Raw genomic sequence first — 19327 nt, 5'->3', positions numbered from 1 at the left:
CGGTTCAGGAAAGGCACCGTTCCAGCGCGGTTCGCGTCATGGCCCGGTCGAAGGCGAGCACCGCGCGCGGATTCCCAGCCGCATCATCAGCCACACCCACTCCGCACACACCAGGTGTCAGTCGTAAAGACCCTCCGCACGCCAGGTTTCGGAATAGAAGATGAGCAGCAGCACGCGGATGTCGGCGGGTTCACCGTCGAGTTGCACCTGGGCTCTGGCCGCGACTCCGGCGGCGGCGTCGAGAGATTCCGGAATCCACCAGTGCTCGTCCACCGGCCACGGGCCCGCCCAGCCCGCCAGGCGCCACTGTCTACTGCCCCAACTCAGCCGGACCGGGTCCGCGGTGAACAGACCACGCGCGGTGACCAGCACCGGGCTACCGTCGTCTGCTTCCAACCGCACCAGGGGACGCGTCAACAGGATGAGCGCGGGCGCGGGCTGAGGTAGTCGACCCGGCCACGGCAGGGCGGGGTCAGCGGCGGGCACCGGTTCGTCACCCAACGCGACCATGGTGATGCGCTCCTGCGGTCCGCGACCGCCACTGAGCACACCGACGCGCACCGCCTCACCGCCGAGCAGGCCCTGCACTCGAATCAGGGCGCGGCGGGCTTGTTCGTGTTCCGCGCCGACGCCACCCCACAGGCCGAGCTGAAGTGCCCCTGTCGCAGCCACTTCGACGGGTTCCAGCCGCAACGCGATGATCGGCGCGGTCGGCCTGGCGCCGTCGCGGCGGGTGAGCCAACCATCCAACTGCCAGCGCACCCGATCCGCGGTGTCCTCAGGGGTCAGCGGTTGCGCACACCGCCAGATCCGCGAGAGTTGTTCACCTGCTTCGGTTTCCGCGAAAACCGACAGCCTGGTGCAGGACACCGAGGCGGCCGACAGCCTGCCGTGTAATCGAGTGGCGAGCATACGGCCCGCGAACGCGGCGGCATCGACCCGATCGATCGGCGGGTCGCAGCGATACTCCACCGTCAGCTCCGGTGGCGGGCGGCGGACCGACGGCGGCCGCTCCGGCACCGCGCGGGCACTGCGATGCGCGAGGACGGCATCGGTGCCGAAACGCGAGCCGACCTCGGTCGGGGTCAACGCGGCGAAGTCACCTATCCGTCGTAAACCCAAGCGGTGCAATAGATCGACGAGATCGGCCCGCTCCGGCGCGGACAGGCTGGGCTCGACGGCGAGCTCCGCTATCGGCATCGGCGCAAGGAATCGCGCACCGTCGCCGGGCGGCACGATCGCGGCACGGCGGGCCGCGACCACCGCCGTGGACAATTCATCGGCGATCCCGATCTGGGCCTCCACCCCGACGGCGGCCACCGCGTCGACAAGTCGCTCGGCGGACGCCTCCTCGGACCCGAAGAACCGGGCCGCACCACGCGCACTCAGTACCAGCAACCCCGGGCGCAATACCTCGATACCGGGCACCGTCGCGTCGACGGCCGCGACCACCGGCTCGAACAGTCGCGCGTCCCGGTCCGGATCCGCCTGCGCGATAAACAGATTCGGACATCGGGCCTGCGCTTCGCGGCGCCGCAATCCGCGCCGCACCCCCTCGGCCCGCGCGATTGCCGAACATGTGATGACCCTGTTCGCCGCGAACACCGCCACCGGGACGGTCGCCGCAACCCCCGCGACCGCGGCAGCCGCGACCGCGGGCCAGTCCGGACACCACAGCGCCAGCACCCGAGACCCGCTCCGCGTCCGACCCGGCTCAATCACCGCGCACCCCACGGTCTCTGTCGGATCCATCGCGCGCGCACCGCCCACGAAAGCCCCGGCCGCCTCATGACGCCGCACCTCGGGCATCGGTTGATTCGCTCACCGAGACGGGCGCTCCCAGTGGCACCCATTCCACTCGCCCCGCGGTGGCGCGCATCGCTATTCGGCCGTGGCTGGGCGGGCCCGCTTTACCGCGCACATCCACCTCGAGGCAGACCGAGCGAAGCCGGCCACGGCCCGCGCCGAGCCCGGCGTATCCGGCGATGCGGGTATCCAGCCGCAGTGACGGGTTGTTCCAGCCCCCGTTGGCGACCACCAGGGTGGCGCCCCTATTGCGGGCGCGCGCGGCGATCACGCGAGCCCGAGCAGGTGGGACGGCGACGCCATCGAGGCCGAGCACCACCAGATCGAGGCCGTCGAGTAACACCGCGGCCACCTCCACCGGATCCGCTCCGGGATCGGCGATGACCGCGAGGCGTTCCAGCTGAGCGCCCATCTCGACCGCGGCGAGCAAGCCGAGCCGAGGCACTCCGACCACGGCGGCATGCCCACCGTCCTCGGTCACCGAGGCCAATAGTCCGGCCAACAACGAACTCGCCCCGCTGTAAGCCACGACCGAGCCCTTGACCAGGCCCCCCTCCGGCAATAGAGCCGCAAGAGCGGGTGGCACCGCCAGCGGCTCGCGGCGTAGTTCACCCGCCACCGGAATTCGCTCGGCCGCCGTCTCGCCGCGGCCCGGTATCGCCGCCATTCGCCTGCGCAATTCTTCCACCGTCGGCACGGCTCGCTCCGCCGCCCGCTGTGCGCGTTCCCGCCCATCTTCCACTCGGGATTCCGCATCCGAACCCATCTCTACCACCTACTTCCCACGATGGACCCGACGGCGAATCATGCGGAGCGACCGTCTTCGCATCTAACGAAGCGAGAGTCAGCACCGATCCAGCTATCGATCTATATCGAATATACGTTCGATACTTTCTCAGTAGAGACCTGCCCCCGTGATACGTCAAGGACCCGTGGCGACGCGGGCGTATCCGCCATCGAAGAGGGGCGCGCGGTCACATTCGGCGTCGATACCCCTGTTCGGCGCAGCGCTCGCCGAAAACATCCCGGAGGCAGTGGCAATGGCCCAGCATTTCGGATTCCGGCCAGTCGGGTGTCGTCGCACGCACCGCGAGCCGGGACGCCGCATTCGAGCCCGGGAACTCTCGGCACGAATCAGGCCTACTACCACCGAATTCGGATACCCTGCACCCATGATCGATCGCCCCCGCCCCAATGTCGGCCCGGACTATCTGGTTGCCGGTCGTTACCGCCTGCAATCGAAACTCGGCGGCGGCGGCATGGGTGCGGTCTGGCTCGCGACCGATCGACTGATGAATCGGGATGTCGCCATCAAGCAGGTCCTCACCACCGTCGGCCTCGACGAAGCAGAGGCCACCGCGATCCGCAACCAGATCATGCATGAGGGCCGGGTCGCGGCGAAGCTCTCCCATGAGCACGCCATCGCCGTCTACGACGTGGTACTGGAGGCAGGCGAACCCTGGCTGGTGATGGAACACCTGCCCTCACGCAGTGTTGCGAAGGCAATAGCGCTGACCGAAGCCCTGCCACCGATCGAGGTCGCGCAGATCGGCGCGCAGGTCGCCGACGCGCTGGCCGCCGCACACGCGGTGGGCATCGTGCACCGCGATATCAAACCGGGCAATATCCTCGTCGCGGACCGGGGACCGATCGTCGGGATGGCCAAGCTCAGCGATTTCGGCATCTCGCGCGGTGCGGGCGAACACTCCGACACCCCGGACGTGATCACCGGCACCCCCGCCTACCTTCCTCCCGAGGTGGCCCGTGGCGCGCAGCCGACCGAGGCCAGTGATGTGTTCTCCCTCGGCGCCACCCTCTATACCGCACTCGAAGGGCAGCCGCCGTTCGGCCTCGACGAGGACAGCGATGTCCTGGTCGAGCGCGCGGCCATGGCGCAGATCATCCCGCCCAGCCGCAGCGGCATGCTCACCAACACGCTGCTGCACATGATGGAGCCCGCCCCGCAGCGCCGCCCGACCATGGCCGAGGCCAGGGACGAAATCCTCACCGCCGCCTTCGGTCCCGGAACCGGCCCTTATATTCTCGGCGCGCCGGTGCGCACCGAGGACGGCACCATTCCGGCATGGGCCGCACGGAATTCGGCCTCCGGCCTGCGCAGCCCACACTCGGCTCCGCTGCCACGCCCGCACCGCACCGCAAAGGTGGTAGCGCCGGCCTCCGCACCACAACGCGCAGGCGCCAAACCCCCTCAGCCGAGCAACGCCCCCCTCGCCATCGCCATCGGACTCTTGATCGGCCTGATCATCATCATCGCCATCATCGTGGCGATGATCTAGTAGATCCCCACACGGCTACTCAATCAATTCGCCGGCGGTGGGCCCAACGGGTAAGTGCGTTGCGGTTGGACTGCTGGGTCTTGCGGAGCACGTTCGAGGCATGTGTCTCAACGGTTTTCACCGAAATGTACAGTTTTTCGGCGATTTCGCGGTAAGTGTAGCCACGCGCGAGTAGGCGCAGCACCTCCAATTCGCGTGGGGTCAGCGAATCCAGTTCGGGGTCCAGCGGTGGCTCCGGCACCTGCGATTTACCGGTGAACGAGTCAAGCACGAACCCCGCCAGCCGCGGACTGAATACCGCGTCCCCGCCTGCGACGCGCCGAATGCCGTCGGCCAGTTCGGATCCCGAGATCGTCTTGGTCACATAGCCGCGGGCGCCCGCGCGGATCACCGCTATCACATCCTCGGCGGCGTCGGACACGCTCAGCGCCAAGCACACTGGACCATCCTCGATACCCGCGAGCACCGCCACTCCGCCACCGTCGGGCATATGCACATCGAGCAGCACGACATCGGGCCGAGAGTCCTTGATCCCCGCGACCGCCGCCGCCACGGCACCGGCCTCCCCGACCACTTCCATATCCGGCTCCCGGCTGAGTTCCGCCCGCACACCCGACCGGAATACGGCGTGATCATCGACGAGAAAGACCCGCACGGCCACCTACTTCTCCTCACCTGTCGGTGGATCGCCCCACCCTGACTGCGCCGACAACCCGAGGGCCGCCCGCATATCATCGGTACCACAAGACACGCCGAACCGCGCTTTCCCAGCACATGCGCGGCCGATAGGAGCCGATCACCTTCCTTGGCGGACCGGTTGTTCCACGGCCGGTCCGGGATCGGCCGGAGCATCCATCGGCACATCGTCGGCAAGGTCTGGGCCGGTATCTTCCTGACCACCGGAATCGTTGCGCGGCATGATGATCCGCACCTCGGTACCGCGCCCTGGGTTGGACAGGATCTCCACCTGACCGCCGCGGCGTTCGACGCGGCCGCGAATGGACTTCGCCACGCCCTGCCGGTCCTGCGGTATGGCCGTGACGTCGAAGCCGGCGCCGCGATCGCGTACGAACACGCTCACCTGGTGCGATTCGGTCTCGGCGAACAGGTCGATGTCCGGCACTCCGGCATGCTTGGCGGCGTTCACCAATGCCTCCCTGCTGGCGCCCAGCAGTGCGGTGAAATGTTCCTTCGGCAGGCCCGCACCGGTCTCGGCGACATCCATCGACACATCTCCGACGGTCACCGGGGTGACCTTGACGCCGTGCTGATCCTCCACCTCACCGGCGATGGTGCGAAGCGCCGCGGCCAAACTCGACTGCGCGGGCCCGGAATCCTCGAAGAGCCATTTCCGCAGTTCCCGTTCCTGCCCACGGGCCAGCCTGGCTACTTCCTGCGGGTCGTCGGCCTGCCGCTGGATCAACGCCAATGTCTGCAATACCGAATCATGCAGATGTGACGCGATCTCCTCGCGTTCCTCGTTCCGAATGCGGGCCGCGCGTTCGGAATTCAGCGCCCGCATCATGCGCAGCCATAGCGGCACGGTCAGCAGACCGGCCCCGACCAGCGTGACCGCCACCGCGACCAGTGCGGAACCGAGCGAGCTCAGATCGATCTTGGCCAGCACCACCACACCGAGCCCGATCACGATCAACGTCGCCCCGGCGACAATGCGCGACCAGGTCACCACCGAAGGGCGCGCGGGCAGCCCGAGCAACGACCGAGGGCCGTCGGCGTCGTATTCGCGCCATACCAGCGCCGCACCGATCGCCACCACGACAATAGGCAGGATCACCTTCGCCGCGGTCCCGCTCAGCAGCCACCCCACCGCGATCGACAGACCGCCCCCGAGCAAAGTCAGCCCGATCCCCTGCCGCCGCTCCGCACCGGTGGGCCGCGCCGCATCGGCGCCGCCCGAGGTGAAGATCCACAACATCCCGTAGGCGACGATGCCCGCCCCCGCCAGCGCGGACAGCAACACGAACGCCATCCGCACCTTGAACACATCGACGCCGAAGTGATCGGCCACCCCACCGGCCACCCCACCGACAATCCGCCCACCCGAGCGCCGCACCATCCGTGGATAGGCCGGCGGCGCCGAATCCAACGCGGCACCCCCCCGCGTGCCATCCAACCCCCAAGCAGCATCGAACGCGGGCATGGACGGATACATGCCTCCGATACTCGCACGCCCCACCGACACCGACCATCAGGAATCACCCTGATCTTCACCAGCCGCGACGACAGGTTCAGCGAGCTTCGGACATCATGCCGCAGCGACGATAAGCCCCACAGTTCGGCGATGCGGCCGTGCGCCCGGTCACACCCGGTACCGACCGGATGGTCCAAAATGATCAGCAGAATATTCAGGGTTCCCCCCGATGTGCCGAAGTGCTGGTCAGGCCACCATGGGAAACATGACGAAAACGAGCTTCGGCGATCAACTCCAGCAGATGTGGCGCACGCGTCCCGTCCGGTTGCCGCGGCAAGGCCCCATCGCGGGCGTCGCGGCGGGGTTCGGACAGCGCTATAGCGTCGACCCGGTGCTGGTGCGGGTCGCATTGGTGGTGTCGACGATTTTCGGCGGGGCCGGGATCGTGCTCTACCTGCTGGGCTGGTTGATGTTCAACGAGCAGGGCGACGAGGCGTCGGCGGCGGAGTCGCTGCTAGGCAAGGGGCAAAGCTCGCAGTCGCAGACCAAGACCATCGTCCTGATCGTCGCGCTCGCCATCGCGGTTACCAGCATGGGACCGATCGGTGTCGGACTGGCCGGCTCCGGCCTGATCAGCATGGCACTGATGCTGGCGGGTTGGTGGATGCTGCACATGCGCAACCCACAGCCACCGCCCGGCACGAGCGTCTTCGGTGGCCCGGCCACCGACGGTGGCGGCGCCGCGACCGGCTATCCCGGCACGATGTTCCCGCCGGGGTCCCCGATGCGCACCACCGGCGAGTTCTACGCCCCCGATGCCCCGCCGACCAACGTCTACACCCCGTACACCAAACTGCCGGACGCATACATCCCGGACGCATCGGTCGATTCGGTGACATCCGGCCGACACGAGGCGACCACCACACCGATCCCGGGCAGCGCGCCGCAGCCCGATGCCGACACCGCGCTGCCGCACAAGACCGATGCGCCGATCGAGCGCGCGACCACACCAGCCGACGACAGCACCTTGTCGCCACACGCGGGTAATACGGCGGTGCCCGATCCGGTCCCCACGCCGACCGACACGGACACCCCGCTCCCGGGTGAAGGCACTGCCCCCTCGCTCGACAAGAACACCGCGCCGTCCGGCACCGACCTGACGAACGAATCCGATTCCAGCGCAAACACTTCCGATCCGGTGACACCGTCACTGCCACGGCAGACGAGCACCCCGACGACACCGGCCGCCAACGACCGCACCCCACCATCCTGGGACCCGCTCGGCGTCGCACCGATGGCATGGGACCTCCCCGAACCGACCCCCGCCCGCACCATCGTCCACCCACCCCAGAAGCGCCCTCGCTCCCGACTCACCCCGGTGGTAATCGGCCTGGCCATCCTCGCCGCGGCAGGCGCGGGCGCGCTGGCGGCCTCCGGCGCCGAGTGGATGACACCCGGCCGGATCGCCGCGGTAGCGCTGACGGTGATCGGACTCGGGCTGGTGCTCGGCGCCTTCCTACGGCGCGGATACGGCCTGCTGGTGCTGACCGCTCCGCTCGCCGGTTTCGTGGTGCTCGCGTCGATGGTCGGTCCGATCGAGTTCGACAAAGCCACCCTGGGTGAGCGCACCTGGACCCCACCCAACGTGGCAGATTTGCAGTCGAGCTACGAGGTGACCATGGGGACGGGCACGCTGGATCTGCGTTCGCTCAACCTCACCGAGAATCGCGCCGTCGATCTTTCGGTCCGCATGGGCGACGCCCAGGTGCTGCTGCCCGAGGGGATGACCGTGCGTACCGAATGCAAGGTCAACGTGGGCGACGCCACCTGCCCCACCGGAATCACCGGACCGAACACCCCCGGTGCACCGGTACTCGATCTGAAAGTCAAAGTCAGGGCCGGAAACGCGGAGGTGCATCGTGGCTGAGAAAACCGAAACCAACGGCTCGCCGGCCAAGAGGACGGGCCCGTCCATCTCGCTGCTGATCGTCGGCCTGCTCGCACTCGGGGTCAGCATCTGGGCCTTCATCGGCCCGGCCTCGATGCCCGCAACCGGCACCATGCCCTTCGGCTGGATTCTGGTGATCGCCGCCATCGTCATCGGCATTCTGCTGGTGCTCTACCCACGTAGACCCCGCCGTTGAACCACCCGATCGAAGCCTATGGCCCGTCCCAGCGACGGGCCATTTTCATTGGGCGACAGAAGATTCCGATGACCACAGAAAACTCGGCACGCGTCACTCCCACTCGATGGTGCCCGGCGGCTTGCTCGTCACGTCGAGGACCACCCGGTTGATCTCCGCCACCTCATTCGTGATGCGGGTGGAGATCCGCTCGAGCACCTCGTAGGGCAGCCGGGTCCAGTCGGCGGTCATCGCGTCTTCGCTGGAGACCGGACGCAGCACGATCGGGTGACCGTAGGTGCGACCATCGCCCTGCACACCAACGCTGCGGACATCGGCGAGCAGCACCACCGGGCACTGCCAGATCTGGCGATCCAGGCCCGCGGCGGTCAGTTCTTCGCGGGCAATGGCATCGGCTTGGCGCAACGTATCCAGACGGTCCGCGGTGACCTCGCCGACGATACGAATCGCCAGCCCTGGCCCCGGGAAGGGCTGGCGCCCAACGATATCCTCCGGTAGCCCGAGCTCGCGGCCGACCGCGCGCACCTCGTCCTTGAACAGCAACCGCAACGGTTCGACAAGCTCGAATTCGAGGTCGTCGGGCAGCCCACCGACATTATGGTGACTCTTGATATTCGCGGTGCCGGTACCACCACCGGACTCCACGACATCCGGATACAGCGTGCCCTGCACGAGGAATTCGACCTTGGGGGCGGAACCGTCCGCCGCGGCGCCGGTGCCATGTCCCGCGACAACCTCACCGACCGCGGCCTCGAACGACCGGATGAACTCCCGGCCGATGATCTTGCGCTTCTCCTCTGGGTCGGTGACACCCTGCAACTCGCCGAGGAACTTCTCGACCGCGTCAACCGTCACCAGCCTCGCGCCGGTCGCGGCGGTGAAGTCCTGCTGTACCTGCTCGCGCTCGCCAGCTCGCAACAGACCGTGGTCGACGAAGACGCAAGTCAGCCGGTCACCGATGGCCCGCTGCACCAGCGCGCCCGCCACCGCGCTGTCCACACCACCGGACAGGGCGCAGATGGCATGACCGTCGCCGATCTGCTCACGCACTGAGGCGATCAGGGACTCGGCGATATTGGCCGGTGTCCACGTGGCCGGGATGCCCGCGATCTCGTGCAGGAACCTGCTGAGCACCTGCTGACCGTGCGGCGAATGCAGCACCTCGGGGTGATACTGCACACCCGCGAGACGCCGCGCCCGATCCTCGAACGCGGCAACAGGAGCGCCCGCCGTAGTGCCGGTGACATCGAAGCCCTCCGGCGCGTCGGTGACGGCGTCGCCGTGGCTCATCCAGACCGGCTGGACGGTGGGCAGGCCGCCGTGCAGCACACCACCATCGATACTCAGCTCAGTACGTCCGTATTCGCGGGTGCCGGTATGCGCGACCGTGCCGCCGAGCGCCTGCGCCATGGCCTGAAAGCCGTAGCAGATGCCGAAAACCGGAATACCCAGCTCGAACAGCCGCGCATCCAGCTTCGGTGCGCCTTCGGCGTACACGCTGGAGGGACCGCCCGACAGGATCACCGCGAGGGGCTGCTTCTCGGCGATCTCCGCCACCGTGGTGGTATGCGGAATCACCTCGGAGAAGACACTCGATTCGCGGACCCGCCGGGCAATCAGCTGGGCGTACTGTGCACCGAAGTCGACAACAAGGACCGGTCTCTGAGTATCTGCCACCGGCACAGTTTAATGAGTCCCAAATCCTCCCGCGCACCCCCGCACCGCTGGTTATCCTCATGGTCGTGCCGTTCGCCCGTGCGATCGACGCCGACATCCACTACGAAGACAGTGGCGGCAACGGTCCGGTGGTCCTACTCGCACACGAATTCTTCATGGACCGAACGATGTTCGCATCGCAAATGGCCGCGCTGGCACCGGAATTCCGGATCGTGTCCTGGGATGCCCGGGCCATGAAGGCACCAGAGACGAGGGCTGCCGTTCACCTACAGGCCCGCCGCACGCCACGCGCTGACAGTGCTCGATCACCTCGGCACCGAACGCGCCGTGGTCGGCGGCACTGCGCAAGGGGGCTTCACAGCGCCGCGAACCGCGCTCATCGCGCCCGAACGGGTGTCACCATGCCCCACCCCGAACCGGTGAACCACGCTCTTACGTGAACGCCCCACACCGACGCACATACCGACCGCGCCGAGCCGCTGACGCGAACCAACACCGACGGATACGCGCGGCGATCAAGCGCGAACGCTGAGCCCGACCCGCTGAAACTCCTTGAGATCGGAGTAGCCGGCCTTCGCCATCGAACGACGCAGGCCACCAACAAGATTCAACGAACCGAACGGATCGTCCGAAGGGCCGTAGAGCACCCGCTCCAGGCTCGGGCGCACCACATCGCCGTCCTCGCTGTCGATCCAGCTCTCATCAACAGGCAACAACGCACCACGCGGCACCGAAGGATGCGCAGCCGCCGACGGCCAATACCAGCCACGCCCCGGCGCCTCCGCGGCGACCGACAACGGCACACCGAGCATCGCCGCATCGGCGCCACACGCGATCGCCTTGGCCAACTGCCCCGAGGTCTCCACATCACCATCGGCGATGACATGCACGTACCGGCCACCGGTCTCATCCAGATAGTCCCGGCGCGCCGCGGCCGCGTCGGCGATCGCCGTCGCCATCGGCACCCCGATACCGAGCACCTCACCCGTGGTCGTCGCACCGGGGAAGGATCCGTAACCGACGATCACCCCGGCGGCGCCGGTTCGCATCAGGTGCAGCGCGGTCCGGTGATCGCTCACACCGCCCGCCACCACCGGCACGTCGAGCTCGGCGATAAACGTCTTGAGATTCAGTGGTTCGCCATCCCCCACATGCTCCGCGGAAATAATGGTGCCGTGCACGACAAGCAGGTCGATCCCCGCCTGCACCAGCGCGGGCGTCAACGCCCGAGCATTCTGCGGGCTCACCCGCACCGCCACCGTCACACCGGCCGCACGCACCTGCGCAACCGCCGCCGCCAGCAGATCCGGCTGCATCGGCGCGGCATGCAACTCCTGCAACAACGCCACAGCGCGCTCATAGCCGCCCTTGCTCACCAGATCGACCAGCTGATCGATCTTCGTCGCCACATCGGCATGCCGAGCCCACAGGCCCTCACCATTGATGACACCGAGACCGCCGAGACGCCCCAGCTCGATGGCGAACTCCGGCGACACCAAAGCGTCGGTCGGATGCGCGAGAAGCGGGATCTCGAACCGATAGGCGTCCAACTGCCAAGCCAGCGACACCTGTTTCGACGAACGAGTCCGCCGTGAAGGGACGATGTCGACATCATCCAGCTCGTAGGTACGCCGGGCGGTACGGCCCATGCCGATCTCGACCATGTCGCGCACTTCTTCTCCTTGTTTGATTTGCGGCGCCTGCGGCGCTGCGTGTTCGCGGCCCCCTTGGTATCGCTCGAAAAACGATGTTGTGCCGAGTCGGGGCGTCGGTAGTTAAGAGTCGCAACGCTGTTGGCTACTTGTCGGCGGTGGGCCCGACCTGTTCGTCCTGACCCACCGCTCGCTCGACTGCCGGCTCGGTACCGCAATGGCACGTGAACCAGGTCCATCATGCAGCACAGACAGACCGGTCAGTACAAAACCGCCGACCGACTAGCCGCGACCAGTGTAGTTCGGGGCCTCGACGGTCATCGTGATGTCATGCGGGTGGCTCTCCTTGAGGCCCGCCGCGGTGATCTGCACGAATTGAGCTTCCTGCAGGTGCGCGATCGACTGCGATCCGGTGTAGCCCATGGCGGCACGCAGGCCGCCGACGAGCTGGTGGATCACCGGACTGACCGATCCACGGAACGGCACCCGGCCTTCGATGCCTTCGGGCACCAGTTTGTCCTCGGCCAGCACATCGTCCTGGAAATAACGGTCCTTCGAGTAGGACTTCGCCTGACCACGGCCCTGCATGGCGCCGAGCGATCCCATACCGCGGTAGCTCTTGAACTGCTTGCCGCCCACCAGGATCAGCTCGCCGGGCGATTCGGCGGTACCCGCGAGCACCGAGCCGAGCATGACGGTGGACGCGCCCGCCGCGATCGCCTTGGCGATATCGCCGGAGAACTGGATGCCACCGTCCGCGATCACCGGCACGCCATGTGGCTTGCAGGCCGCGACGGCCTCGAGGATGGCGGTGATCTGTGGCGCGCCGACACCGGCGACCACGCGCGTCGTGCAGATCGAGCCGGGACCGACACCGACCTTCACCGCGTCCGCGCCTGCCTCGACGAGCGCGGCCGCACCGGCCCTGGTAGCCACATTGCCGCCGACGATCTGGATGCGGTCGCCGACCTCGGCCTTGACCTTGGTCACCATCTGCAGCACCTGCACCTGGTGACCGTGGGCGGTATCGACGATCAGCACGTCCACACCGGCGTCGGCCAGCGTCATGGCACGCGACCACGAGTCGTCGCCGACACCGATCGCGGCACCGACCAGCAGTCGGCCATCGCGGTCTTTGGTGGCGTCGGGGTACTGATCGGTCTTGACGAAGTCTTTGACGGTGATGAGCCCGCGCAGCCTGCCGCCACCATCGACGATCGGCAGCTTCTCGATCTTGTGCCTGCGCAGCAGTCCGAGCGCGGCCTCGGCGGTGACGCCCTCCTGCGCGGTGATCAGCGGCGCTCTGGTCATCACATCGGCGACCTGGCGGTTCTGGTCCACCTCGAAACGCATATCGCGATTGGTGATGATGCCCACAAGTTCGCCGGTCTCATCCACCACCGGCAGGCCGGAGATGCGGAATCGAGCGCACATCGCGTCGACCTCGGCGAGGGTGTCGGTCGGACGACAGGTCACCGGATCGGTCACCATGCCCGCCTCGGACCGTTTCACGGTTTCCACCTGCGCGGCCTGATCGGCGACCGCCAGGTTGCGGTGCAGCACACCCATGCCGCCCGCCCTGGCCATGGAGATCGCCATCCTGGCCTCGGTGACGGTATCCATCGCCGAACTGACCAGCGGGGTCCGCAGCCGGATCTCCCTGGTCAACTGGCTCGAGGTTTCCACCGAGCTGGGGATGAGATCCGAAGCGGCCGGTAGCAGCAGCACATCATCGAACGTGAGACCGAGCATGGCGACCTTGTTCGGATCGTCACCACCCGTATGAGGGCGGACGGTGTCTCGTTCGCCCGGTACGGGATTACTCATTCGGATCGACCCCTCCTGGACGTCGAATGCGACGGATGCCGATCGATCGATCGGCATCGCGCGAACTGATGGATTGGACGTTGGTGGCGCCGGAATGATGTCGGGACCGGCCGGTGCCTGACACCTATGATATCTGTCCCGCAAACTCGCCAACGACCGCGCCTCACTCGCACTCGGCTGCCTCGTATGAGCGCGGGCGACGAAACTGGCGTGCCACATAGCTGGCGCAGACCGCCCTGTTCTGCGTACCGTGGGGATGTGCGTGACCATCTACCACCTGGCTTGCCGCCGGATCCATTTGCCGGAGACCCCTCCGACCCGTCCGCCGCGCTCGACGCCATCGAGCCCGGTGAGCCGCTGGATCCCCATGAGCGCCTTGCGGTCGAGGAAGATCTCGCCGACCTCGCGGTGTATGAGGCGCTACTTGCGCACCGTGGTATCCGAGGGCTGGTCGTCAGCTGCGAAGACTGCAGGCAAGATCACTACCACGACTGGGACATGCTGCGCGCCAACCTGCTTCAGCTGCTGGTCGACGGCACCGTGCGTCCGCACGAGCCCGCCTACGACCCGACGCCGGAAGCGTATGTCACCTGGGACTATTGCCGTGGCTACGCGGACGCTTCGATGAACGAGGCATTCCACGGCGACGGGTTCGACGGGTTCGACAGCTGATACGGGTTGGGCAGCTGAATTCGTAGCCGCACGAAGAAAGCCGACCGCCGTCCTAGGCGATCGGTGTCTGGACTGATATCTCGGTAGCGTGACGCTCTAGGTACCAGGGACCGATCCGGTTGGAACGATGGATCCGGGATTGCTCTCCGGCACGGACGGACGGGTCACCGGCTCCGTTGGCAGACCGGTATCCCCGGTCGGCTCGACCACCGTGGGCGAGGCCACGGTGGTCGGCGTCGCCGTTGTGGTCGGATGTTGCGACGGAGTGGTCGGCTCACTGGTGCCCGGCGTTGTCGGCGGTTCAGTGGTGGTCGGCTTACCCGGTGTCGTGGTTTCCCCGGGCGGCGGCGTGGTCGACGGCACGCCAGGCACGCCCATGACGGTCGGCACCGTGCTGCTGTCGCCACCCGGCTTCGGCGTCACCGGGGCGTTGCCCTCCGACGAACCCGAGGGCTTCGGCTCGGTGGTCCGAGGCGGAGTCTGCGTGATCGAGCTCGCGATATCGGGGGCGACCTTGCGTAGCTGATCGACCACGGCGGTCCAGCGGGCCGATAGATCGTCCTGCTTCTTGGTGTCGTCGATCTGGGAGACGTTTTGCCGCGCACCATCGAGCTTGGCCTTGGCCAGCTCTGGATTGCCCGCGACGATCAGCTGCTCGGCCGAGGTCAGATCGTCGCTGGCGCGCTGCACCACCGTCGTCTGGGCCTGCTCGCTGAACACGACCTCCTTGACCCGCCAGAGCGGATCGCCCGGTTCGGCGTTATAGGAGAACGCTGTCATACCGCCGATAACCAGCGCTACCGCGGCCGCCGTGCCCATGATGGGACGAAGCAGCCTCAAACGCCCGCCGGTCTGTGCACCGACACGAACCTGCCGAGCACCGATCTCCTGGTTTACCGCCGCCACGATCTCATCGAGGATCGGTTCTTCCGGCATCGCCTCGGCGACGAGTTCGGCCCGCCAATTGGCCAATAGCGCCGCGAGCTGGAGCTCCTCCGCGCTGTCGGTCTGGACCTGCTCGTCGCCGGCTATGGCATCGATCAGCGCATCGTCGCGACGAACCGCGGCAATGTCCACCGGACCGGTGTCGCCGGCGCCCTCGGCGTAGGGACCGTCGCTCCGCGATCCGAGCCGCGCTTTCCAATCGCCCCGACCGCGCTTGCCATCCCTAGCCATACATTTCACCTGCCCTCGCCACTTGTGACTTCAGTTTCGCGAGTGCCCTGTGCTGGGCTACTCGTATAGCGCCCGCCGTACTGCCCACGGCGACCGCAGTTTCTTCCGCTGACAAACCCATGACCAATCGCAGGATCAAGATTTCCCGATGCTTCTCAGGAAGCGTCGCGAGCAGACTGTTCATCTGCCGACTCGTTTCCGATTCGAGAGCTCGTTGTTCCGGACCATGGTCGGTGGATATGACATCTGGTACTTCGGCCATCGCCTCCGCCTTGTTACGGGCGGCATTGCGATGAGCATCAGCGACCTTGTGCGAAGCGATTCCGTATACGAAGGCCATGAAGGGCCTGCCCTGGTCTTGATACCTGGGCAAGGCGGTCATCACAGCCAGACACACCTCCTGCGCAACGTCGTCCGCAGAAAGTTGTCCTCGCTCCGCGGCGCCGATCCGCGCGCGGCAATAGCGCACCACCAACGGGCGGACCAGTTCGAGTACCTGAGCTAAAGCGGATCTGTCGCCCTGCGCAGCAGCAGTGACGGCGAGGTCCAACTCTTCGCCCATGTTCGTCATCGTCAGAGAATTTCCTGGCGTTACAAGTGGCACGGTCGGTGATGACCAGTGCTTCCGCCGTTGTGGCGGAACGGATCTAACAATAGCGATACGACGGCGAGCACCGGACAACACGGTCAACCTACGACGCTCGAGCCCTGCCCCCCTGGCACTGCGCGCGGCTTGCACGGCGGCTCAGCCGTGGCTGCGCACAGGGCCGAGCGCGGGCTATCGGAATCGTCCGCCACGCCTGCCGATGGTCGCGGCGCACGCGGCGGCTTCGGCCGTGGCGTCGGCCGCCGCGGACCCGACCGACACTCCCGCGCGCAACATGGCGCTCGCCCAGCGCAACGGCAGCAGTCCGTACGCACGGCACTCGGCGGTGACCGTTTCGGCGAGAGACAGCGCGCGTGTGGTCTCGCCGACGGCCGCCGACGCCGCCGCCACCAACAGCAGGGACTTGACCCGATGCCGGATGGACGGACTCCGCCGCGCCAACCGCAGCGCGGTTTCGGCGTGCACGGTCGCGGGCCCGGCCTCCCCCGACGCGAGGGCGGTCTCGGCGCAGACCCAATGCCAACGCACCCGAGCCCGCCAGCGAGGCTGGTCGATATCGAGCGCACCGTCAGGACCGAGCGCGCCGTCGGCACCGATCGCATCCTGGGCGCGCGACAGTAGCCGGGTGGCCAGCGCGAGCCTCCCGGTGCCGAGTGCGTCTGCGGCGAGACCGGTCAGTGCGTCGCAGCTGGCATCGAGACGATCCGGACCGTCGCGTCCTGGGGCATCGAGGTGAATAGGGACGATCAAGGCGGCCGCCCGCCCGTCGGCGGCCGAGGCACGGGCATGCCAGCCGAGCTGACGCAGTAGCGATGCCTCGGTGCTCGCTGCCAGCGATAGCAGCACCGGGTCGGCGCTGCTACGCCGCAGCCGTCGCAGTTCGGTACGGGCCGCGGCATAGTCACCCCGGCCGCCGAGTATCACGGCCCGATGCCAGGAATCCAGGGGGTTTCGAGGTTCCGGCAACTCGGCAGCGCCGAGGCCGGGGTGGCTACCGAACGCCGCGTCGGCGAGCACGAGGGACTCGGTATATATAGGGAGAGCTGGCGCGAACACGGGCAAACTCTATCCTGCGTTCCACAACCGGCGGTGCGACAAGAAACATCTATGACCAACACCGGCAACCGCACAGCATTTCCAATACCGTCGCCATGTTTCCATCAGGTAAATCTCATATCGGCAATCCCACAGCACCGTTCCCGAGAATTCACATGCGCCTCGCGCAATTAACCTCACGGTCCCGTTTCCGCCATCTCCGATCCGGCCTCATTACCACAGCCGGATCGACACTGTGACGGCCCCCACGTCGCCATCAACCACCCAGACATGGGAAGCCGACCGTCAAAACACACCCACCTGCGGATACACTCGCAAATCCGACGATACGAGTTGATACGGGCCACGGATCAACCGATCAGTATCACCAGAAGCAATGCAATATGTAAACACCGTGGAGGTTAAATTTCGCAGCCTAAGATTTGGAAAACTGCTGCGTCGAACTATTGACGGAATTTCGCGGCTGGACCTAACGTAGCTCACCGCCACGGTCGGCGCCGCGCGAAATTGCAGCGACCATCAAGGGCGGGTTCCGGCCCGCCGCCGACCCAGCGCCGTGGCCACAACTGTTGCAGAACAAACTGCTCGACATCGCTGACGAGCTCGCACCACGAGGAGTTCACCATGCCCATGCCGACCCACCTTCCCGGACCGAACGCCGATGTCTGGGACTGGCAGATGCGAGGGTCCTGCCGCGGGCAGGACTCCGCAGTGTTCTTTCATCCCGACGGCGAACGCGGCCGCGCCCGCACCGCGCGCGAGATGCGCGCCAAAGAGATCTGCCGGAGCTGCCCGGTGCTGATGCAGTGCCGCAGCCACGCACTGAAAGTTAGCGAGCCTTACGGCATCTGGGGCGGAATGTCGGAGACCGAACGCGAGATGCACGCGCGGCGTAACCGCCGCAGAATGGCCGTCTGAACGAATCTCTTCCCATCCGCATGGCACGGGGCGCCGAATCCCTAGCAAACAACCGACCATGGAACACACCGGCCGGAGTCGTCTACGGCCGAGCCTTCCATTCGGATCCGAGACAAGGAATGCGGGCTCAACGCGGTCACCACCGATATGCCCGCACCGGCGACGGCCACAAGCCGCCAGCCCTGCGTTTCACGGTAGCCATCGGCGTGTCGCGGCGTGTTCCCTATGGAAGCTCCAGCGTGTCGAGACTTCCGTAAAGCGGCTGGGCGACAGGCGGTTTCCTCGGGCACCCCACCGGAAGGGAGGTCATAGCACCACGCTACGGTGGTGACTGATGACACAATATGGAGCGTTGTGACAACGCGGCCGTCAGCCGCAGAGGGCGACTCGTTCCGAAGAGAAGCCATCCCACCAAGCGTGGATTCTGCGGTCTCGGCACGCGCAGCTGAAAGTATCGAGCTTGCCGCCCTACTCGAACGATGCGGCCGGTCCGACCAAGAAGCTTTCGCCGAGCTATACGACCGGACGTGTTCGCGCGTTTTCGGTCTGGTGCTGCGGGTTATCCATGACCCCGGATACGCGGAGGAGATCACCCAGGAGGTATTCCTCCAGATCTGGCGGGCCGCAGCCAGTTTCGACTCGACGAAAGGGTCGGCGGTGACATGGTTGATGACACTGGCCCACCGGCGGGCCGTCGACCGGGTCCGTGCCGAGCAGGCCCATACCCAGCGCGAAGCCGCTTACGGGATAAGGGTTCTCGGCAACGAATTCGACGAAGTCACCGAAGAGGTCGAGCGCAGGCTCGAACAACAGGAAGTCCTGGCGGGTCTCGCGACATTGACGCAGACTCAACGGGAAGCCATCTCGCTCGCCTATTACGGCGGGCGAACCTACTCAGAAGTAGCCACCTACCTCGGCGTAGGGTTACCGACCGTCAAGTCCCGTATTCGGGACGGACTGACACGACTGAAGAAAAGTTTGGGGGTGACGTGAGATGAACAAAGCCCAGATCGATCTCGCGCACACCGTCGCGCTCGGATCGATCGACGACGAAGACCATCACGCGATAGAAGCCCTGCTCAGCAAGGACCCCGCGCTATGCGCGGAATTCATCGCGAAAGTACATCAGACCAAAGAGGTGCTTGCCGCTTTGGCGGAGGTGACCGAGGCGCCGCCTCCGCCGGCACTCCGCGGTCGATTGCTTGCCGCAATCGCCGCCGAAGAGCCACCGGTCGCCTCTTGAATGTTCCCTGCACTTAACTTACAGATTTCGTAGTTGTGTTCATAACGTTCATAAGTCCTATTCGAAACGAAGGCCCCCCGGGAAACAGTCCCGGGGGGCC

Annotated in this window: 17 protein-coding genes; 7 read left to right on the top strand and 10 right to left on the bottom strand. The window is 66.5% G+C overall.

Features of this window, described 5'->3' with window-relative positions:
• Positions 1-117: 117 nt before the first annotated feature.
• Together LKE06_RS11625 and imuA' are read right to left on the bottom strand one after the other, a co-directional pair.
• Positions 118-1752, bottom strand: coding sequence for a DNA polymerase Y family protein (locus LKE06_RS11625; RefSeq protein ID WP_227999413.1), 1635 nt, complete (start codon positions 1750-1752; stop codon positions 118-120).
• Positions 1753-1786: 34 nt separating this feature from the next.
• Positions 1787-2572 (bottom strand): DnaE2-dependent mutagenesis accessory factor ImuA', encoded by a 786-nt coding sequence (gene imuA', locus LKE06_RS11620; protein ID WP_227998622.1) that lies wholly within the window; start codon positions 2570-2572, stop codon positions 1787-1789.
• Between the two features lie 406 nt (positions 2573-2978).
• Here imuA' and LKE06_RS11615 point away from each other — a divergent pair, with 406 nt between their 5' ends.
• Positions 2979-4103 carry a serine/threonine-protein kinase gene (locus tag LKE06_RS11615; RefSeq protein WP_227998621.1) on the top strand — a complete coding sequence of 375 codons (1125 nt, stop codon included), beginning with the start codon at positions 2979-2981 and terminating at the stop codon, positions 4101-4103.
• A 19-nt stretch (positions 4104-4122) separates the two neighbouring features.
• Here the strand turns inward: LKE06_RS11615 and LKE06_RS11610 are convergent, their stop codons facing one another.
• Both LKE06_RS11610 and LKE06_RS11605 read right to left on the bottom strand, forming a co-directional pair.
• Positions 4123-4758, bottom strand: a complete 636-nt coding sequence (locus LKE06_RS11610; protein ID WP_227999412.1) for a response regulator — start codon at positions 4756-4758, stop codon at positions 4123-4125.
• Between the two features lie 141 nt (positions 4759-4899).
• A complete protein-coding gene (locus LKE06_RS11605; RefSeq protein ID WP_227999411.1) occupies positions 4900-6180 on the bottom strand; it encodes an ATP-binding protein in 1281 nt (426 codons plus the stop codon).
• Between the two features lie 340 nt (positions 6181-6520).
• Here LKE06_RS11605 and LKE06_RS11600 point away from each other — a divergent pair, with 340 nt between their 5' ends.
• Both LKE06_RS11600 and LKE06_RS11595 read left to right on the top strand, forming a co-directional pair.
• Positions 6521-8182, top strand: a complete 1662-nt coding sequence (locus LKE06_RS11600) for a PspC domain-containing protein (RefSeq protein WP_308188351.1) — start codon at positions 6521-6523, stop codon at positions 8180-8182.
• Entirely contained in the window at positions 8175-8399 is a 225-nt protein-coding gene (locus LKE06_RS11595; protein ID WP_227998619.1) for a hypothetical protein, read from the top strand. The genes LKE06_RS11600 and LKE06_RS11595 overlap by 8 nt, the downstream gene beginning before the upstream one ends.
• Before the next feature lie 93 nt (positions 8400-8492).
• Here the strand turns inward: LKE06_RS11595 and guaA are convergent, their stop codons facing one another.
• The 3 genes from guaA to guaB all read right to left on the bottom strand — a co-directional run bounded on the left by guaA (position 8493) and on the right by guaB (position 13555).
• Positions 8493-10076, bottom strand: a complete 1584-nt coding sequence (gene guaA / locus LKE06_RS11590; protein ID WP_227998618.1) for a glutamine-hydrolyzing GMP synthase — start codon at positions 10074-10076, stop codon at positions 8493-8495.
• Between the two features lie 515 nt (positions 10077-10591).
• Entirely contained in the window at positions 10592-11749 is a 1158-nt protein-coding gene (locus LKE06_RS11580; RefSeq protein WP_227998617.1) for a GuaB3 family IMP dehydrogenase-related protein, read from the bottom strand.
• 261 nt (positions 11750-12010) lie between these two features.
• Positions 12011-13555: an IMP dehydrogenase gene (guaB, locus tag LKE06_RS11575; protein ID WP_305082797.1), complete on the bottom strand. Its 1545-nt coding sequence runs from the start codon at positions 13553-13555 to the stop codon at positions 12011-12013.
• Positions 13556-13813: 258 nt separating this feature from the next.
• Between guaB and LKE06_RS11570 the strand changes: the two genes are divergently transcribed.
• On the top strand, positions 13814-14227 hold the full coding sequence (locus LKE06_RS11570) for a DUF5319 domain-containing protein (protein ID WP_011207424.1): 414 nt from the start codon (positions 13814-13816) through the stop codon (positions 14225-14227).
• A 96-nt stretch (positions 14228-14323) separates the two neighbouring features.
• Here the strand turns inward: LKE06_RS11570 and LKE06_RS11565 are convergent, their stop codons facing one another.
• The 3 genes from LKE06_RS11565 to LKE06_RS11555 form a co-directional block, all read right to left on the bottom strand.
• Entirely contained in the window at positions 14324-15403 is a 1080-nt protein-coding gene (locus tag LKE06_RS11565; RefSeq protein ID WP_227998616.1) for an anti-sigma-D factor RsdA, read from the bottom strand.
• Positions 15396-15974: a sigma-70 family RNA polymerase sigma factor gene (locus LKE06_RS11560; protein WP_227998615.1), complete on the bottom strand. Its 579-nt coding sequence runs from the start codon at positions 15972-15974 to the stop codon at positions 15396-15398. The genes LKE06_RS11565 and LKE06_RS11560 overlap by 8 nt, the downstream gene beginning before the upstream one ends.
• Before the next feature lie 207 nt (positions 15975-16181).
• On the bottom strand, positions 16182-17066 hold the full coding sequence (locus LKE06_RS11555; RefSeq protein WP_227998614.1) for a hypothetical protein: 885 nt from the start codon (positions 17064-17066) through the stop codon (positions 16182-16184).
• Between the two features lie 624 nt (positions 17067-17690).
• On the opposite strand from LKE06_RS11555, the gene LKE06_RS11550 reads away from it, so the two are divergent.
• The 3 genes from LKE06_RS11550 to LKE06_RS11540 all read left to right on the top strand — a co-directional run bounded on the left by LKE06_RS11550 (position 17691) and on the right by LKE06_RS11540 (position 19227).
• Complete coding sequence (locus LKE06_RS11550) at positions 17691-17984, top strand: WhiB family transcriptional regulator (RefSeq protein WP_040704593.1); 294 nt, start codon at positions 17691-17693, stop codon at positions 17982-17984.
• A 417-nt stretch (positions 17985-18401) separates the two neighbouring features.
• Positions 18402-18977, top strand: a complete 576-nt coding sequence (locus LKE06_RS11545; RefSeq protein ID WP_227998613.1) for a sigma-70 family RNA polymerase sigma factor — start codon at positions 18402-18404, stop codon at positions 18975-18977.
• 1 nt (position 18978) lies between these two features.
• The gene (locus LKE06_RS11540) at positions 18979-19227 is read left to right on the top strand and encodes an RskA family anti-sigma factor (RefSeq protein ID WP_227998612.1); all 249 of its coding nucleotides are present in this window, start codon (positions 18979-18981) and stop codon (positions 19225-19227) included.
• The last annotated feature ends 100 nt before the right edge of the window (positions 19228-19327 follow it).

Origin of the sequence: Nocardia australiensis (assembly GCF_020733705.1) — a bacterium.
Lineage (GTDB): Bacteria > Actinomycetota > Actinomycetes > Mycobacteriales > Mycobacteriaceae > Nocardia > Nocardia australiensis.
This window is presented reverse-complemented; position numbering and strand designations above follow the sequence as displayed.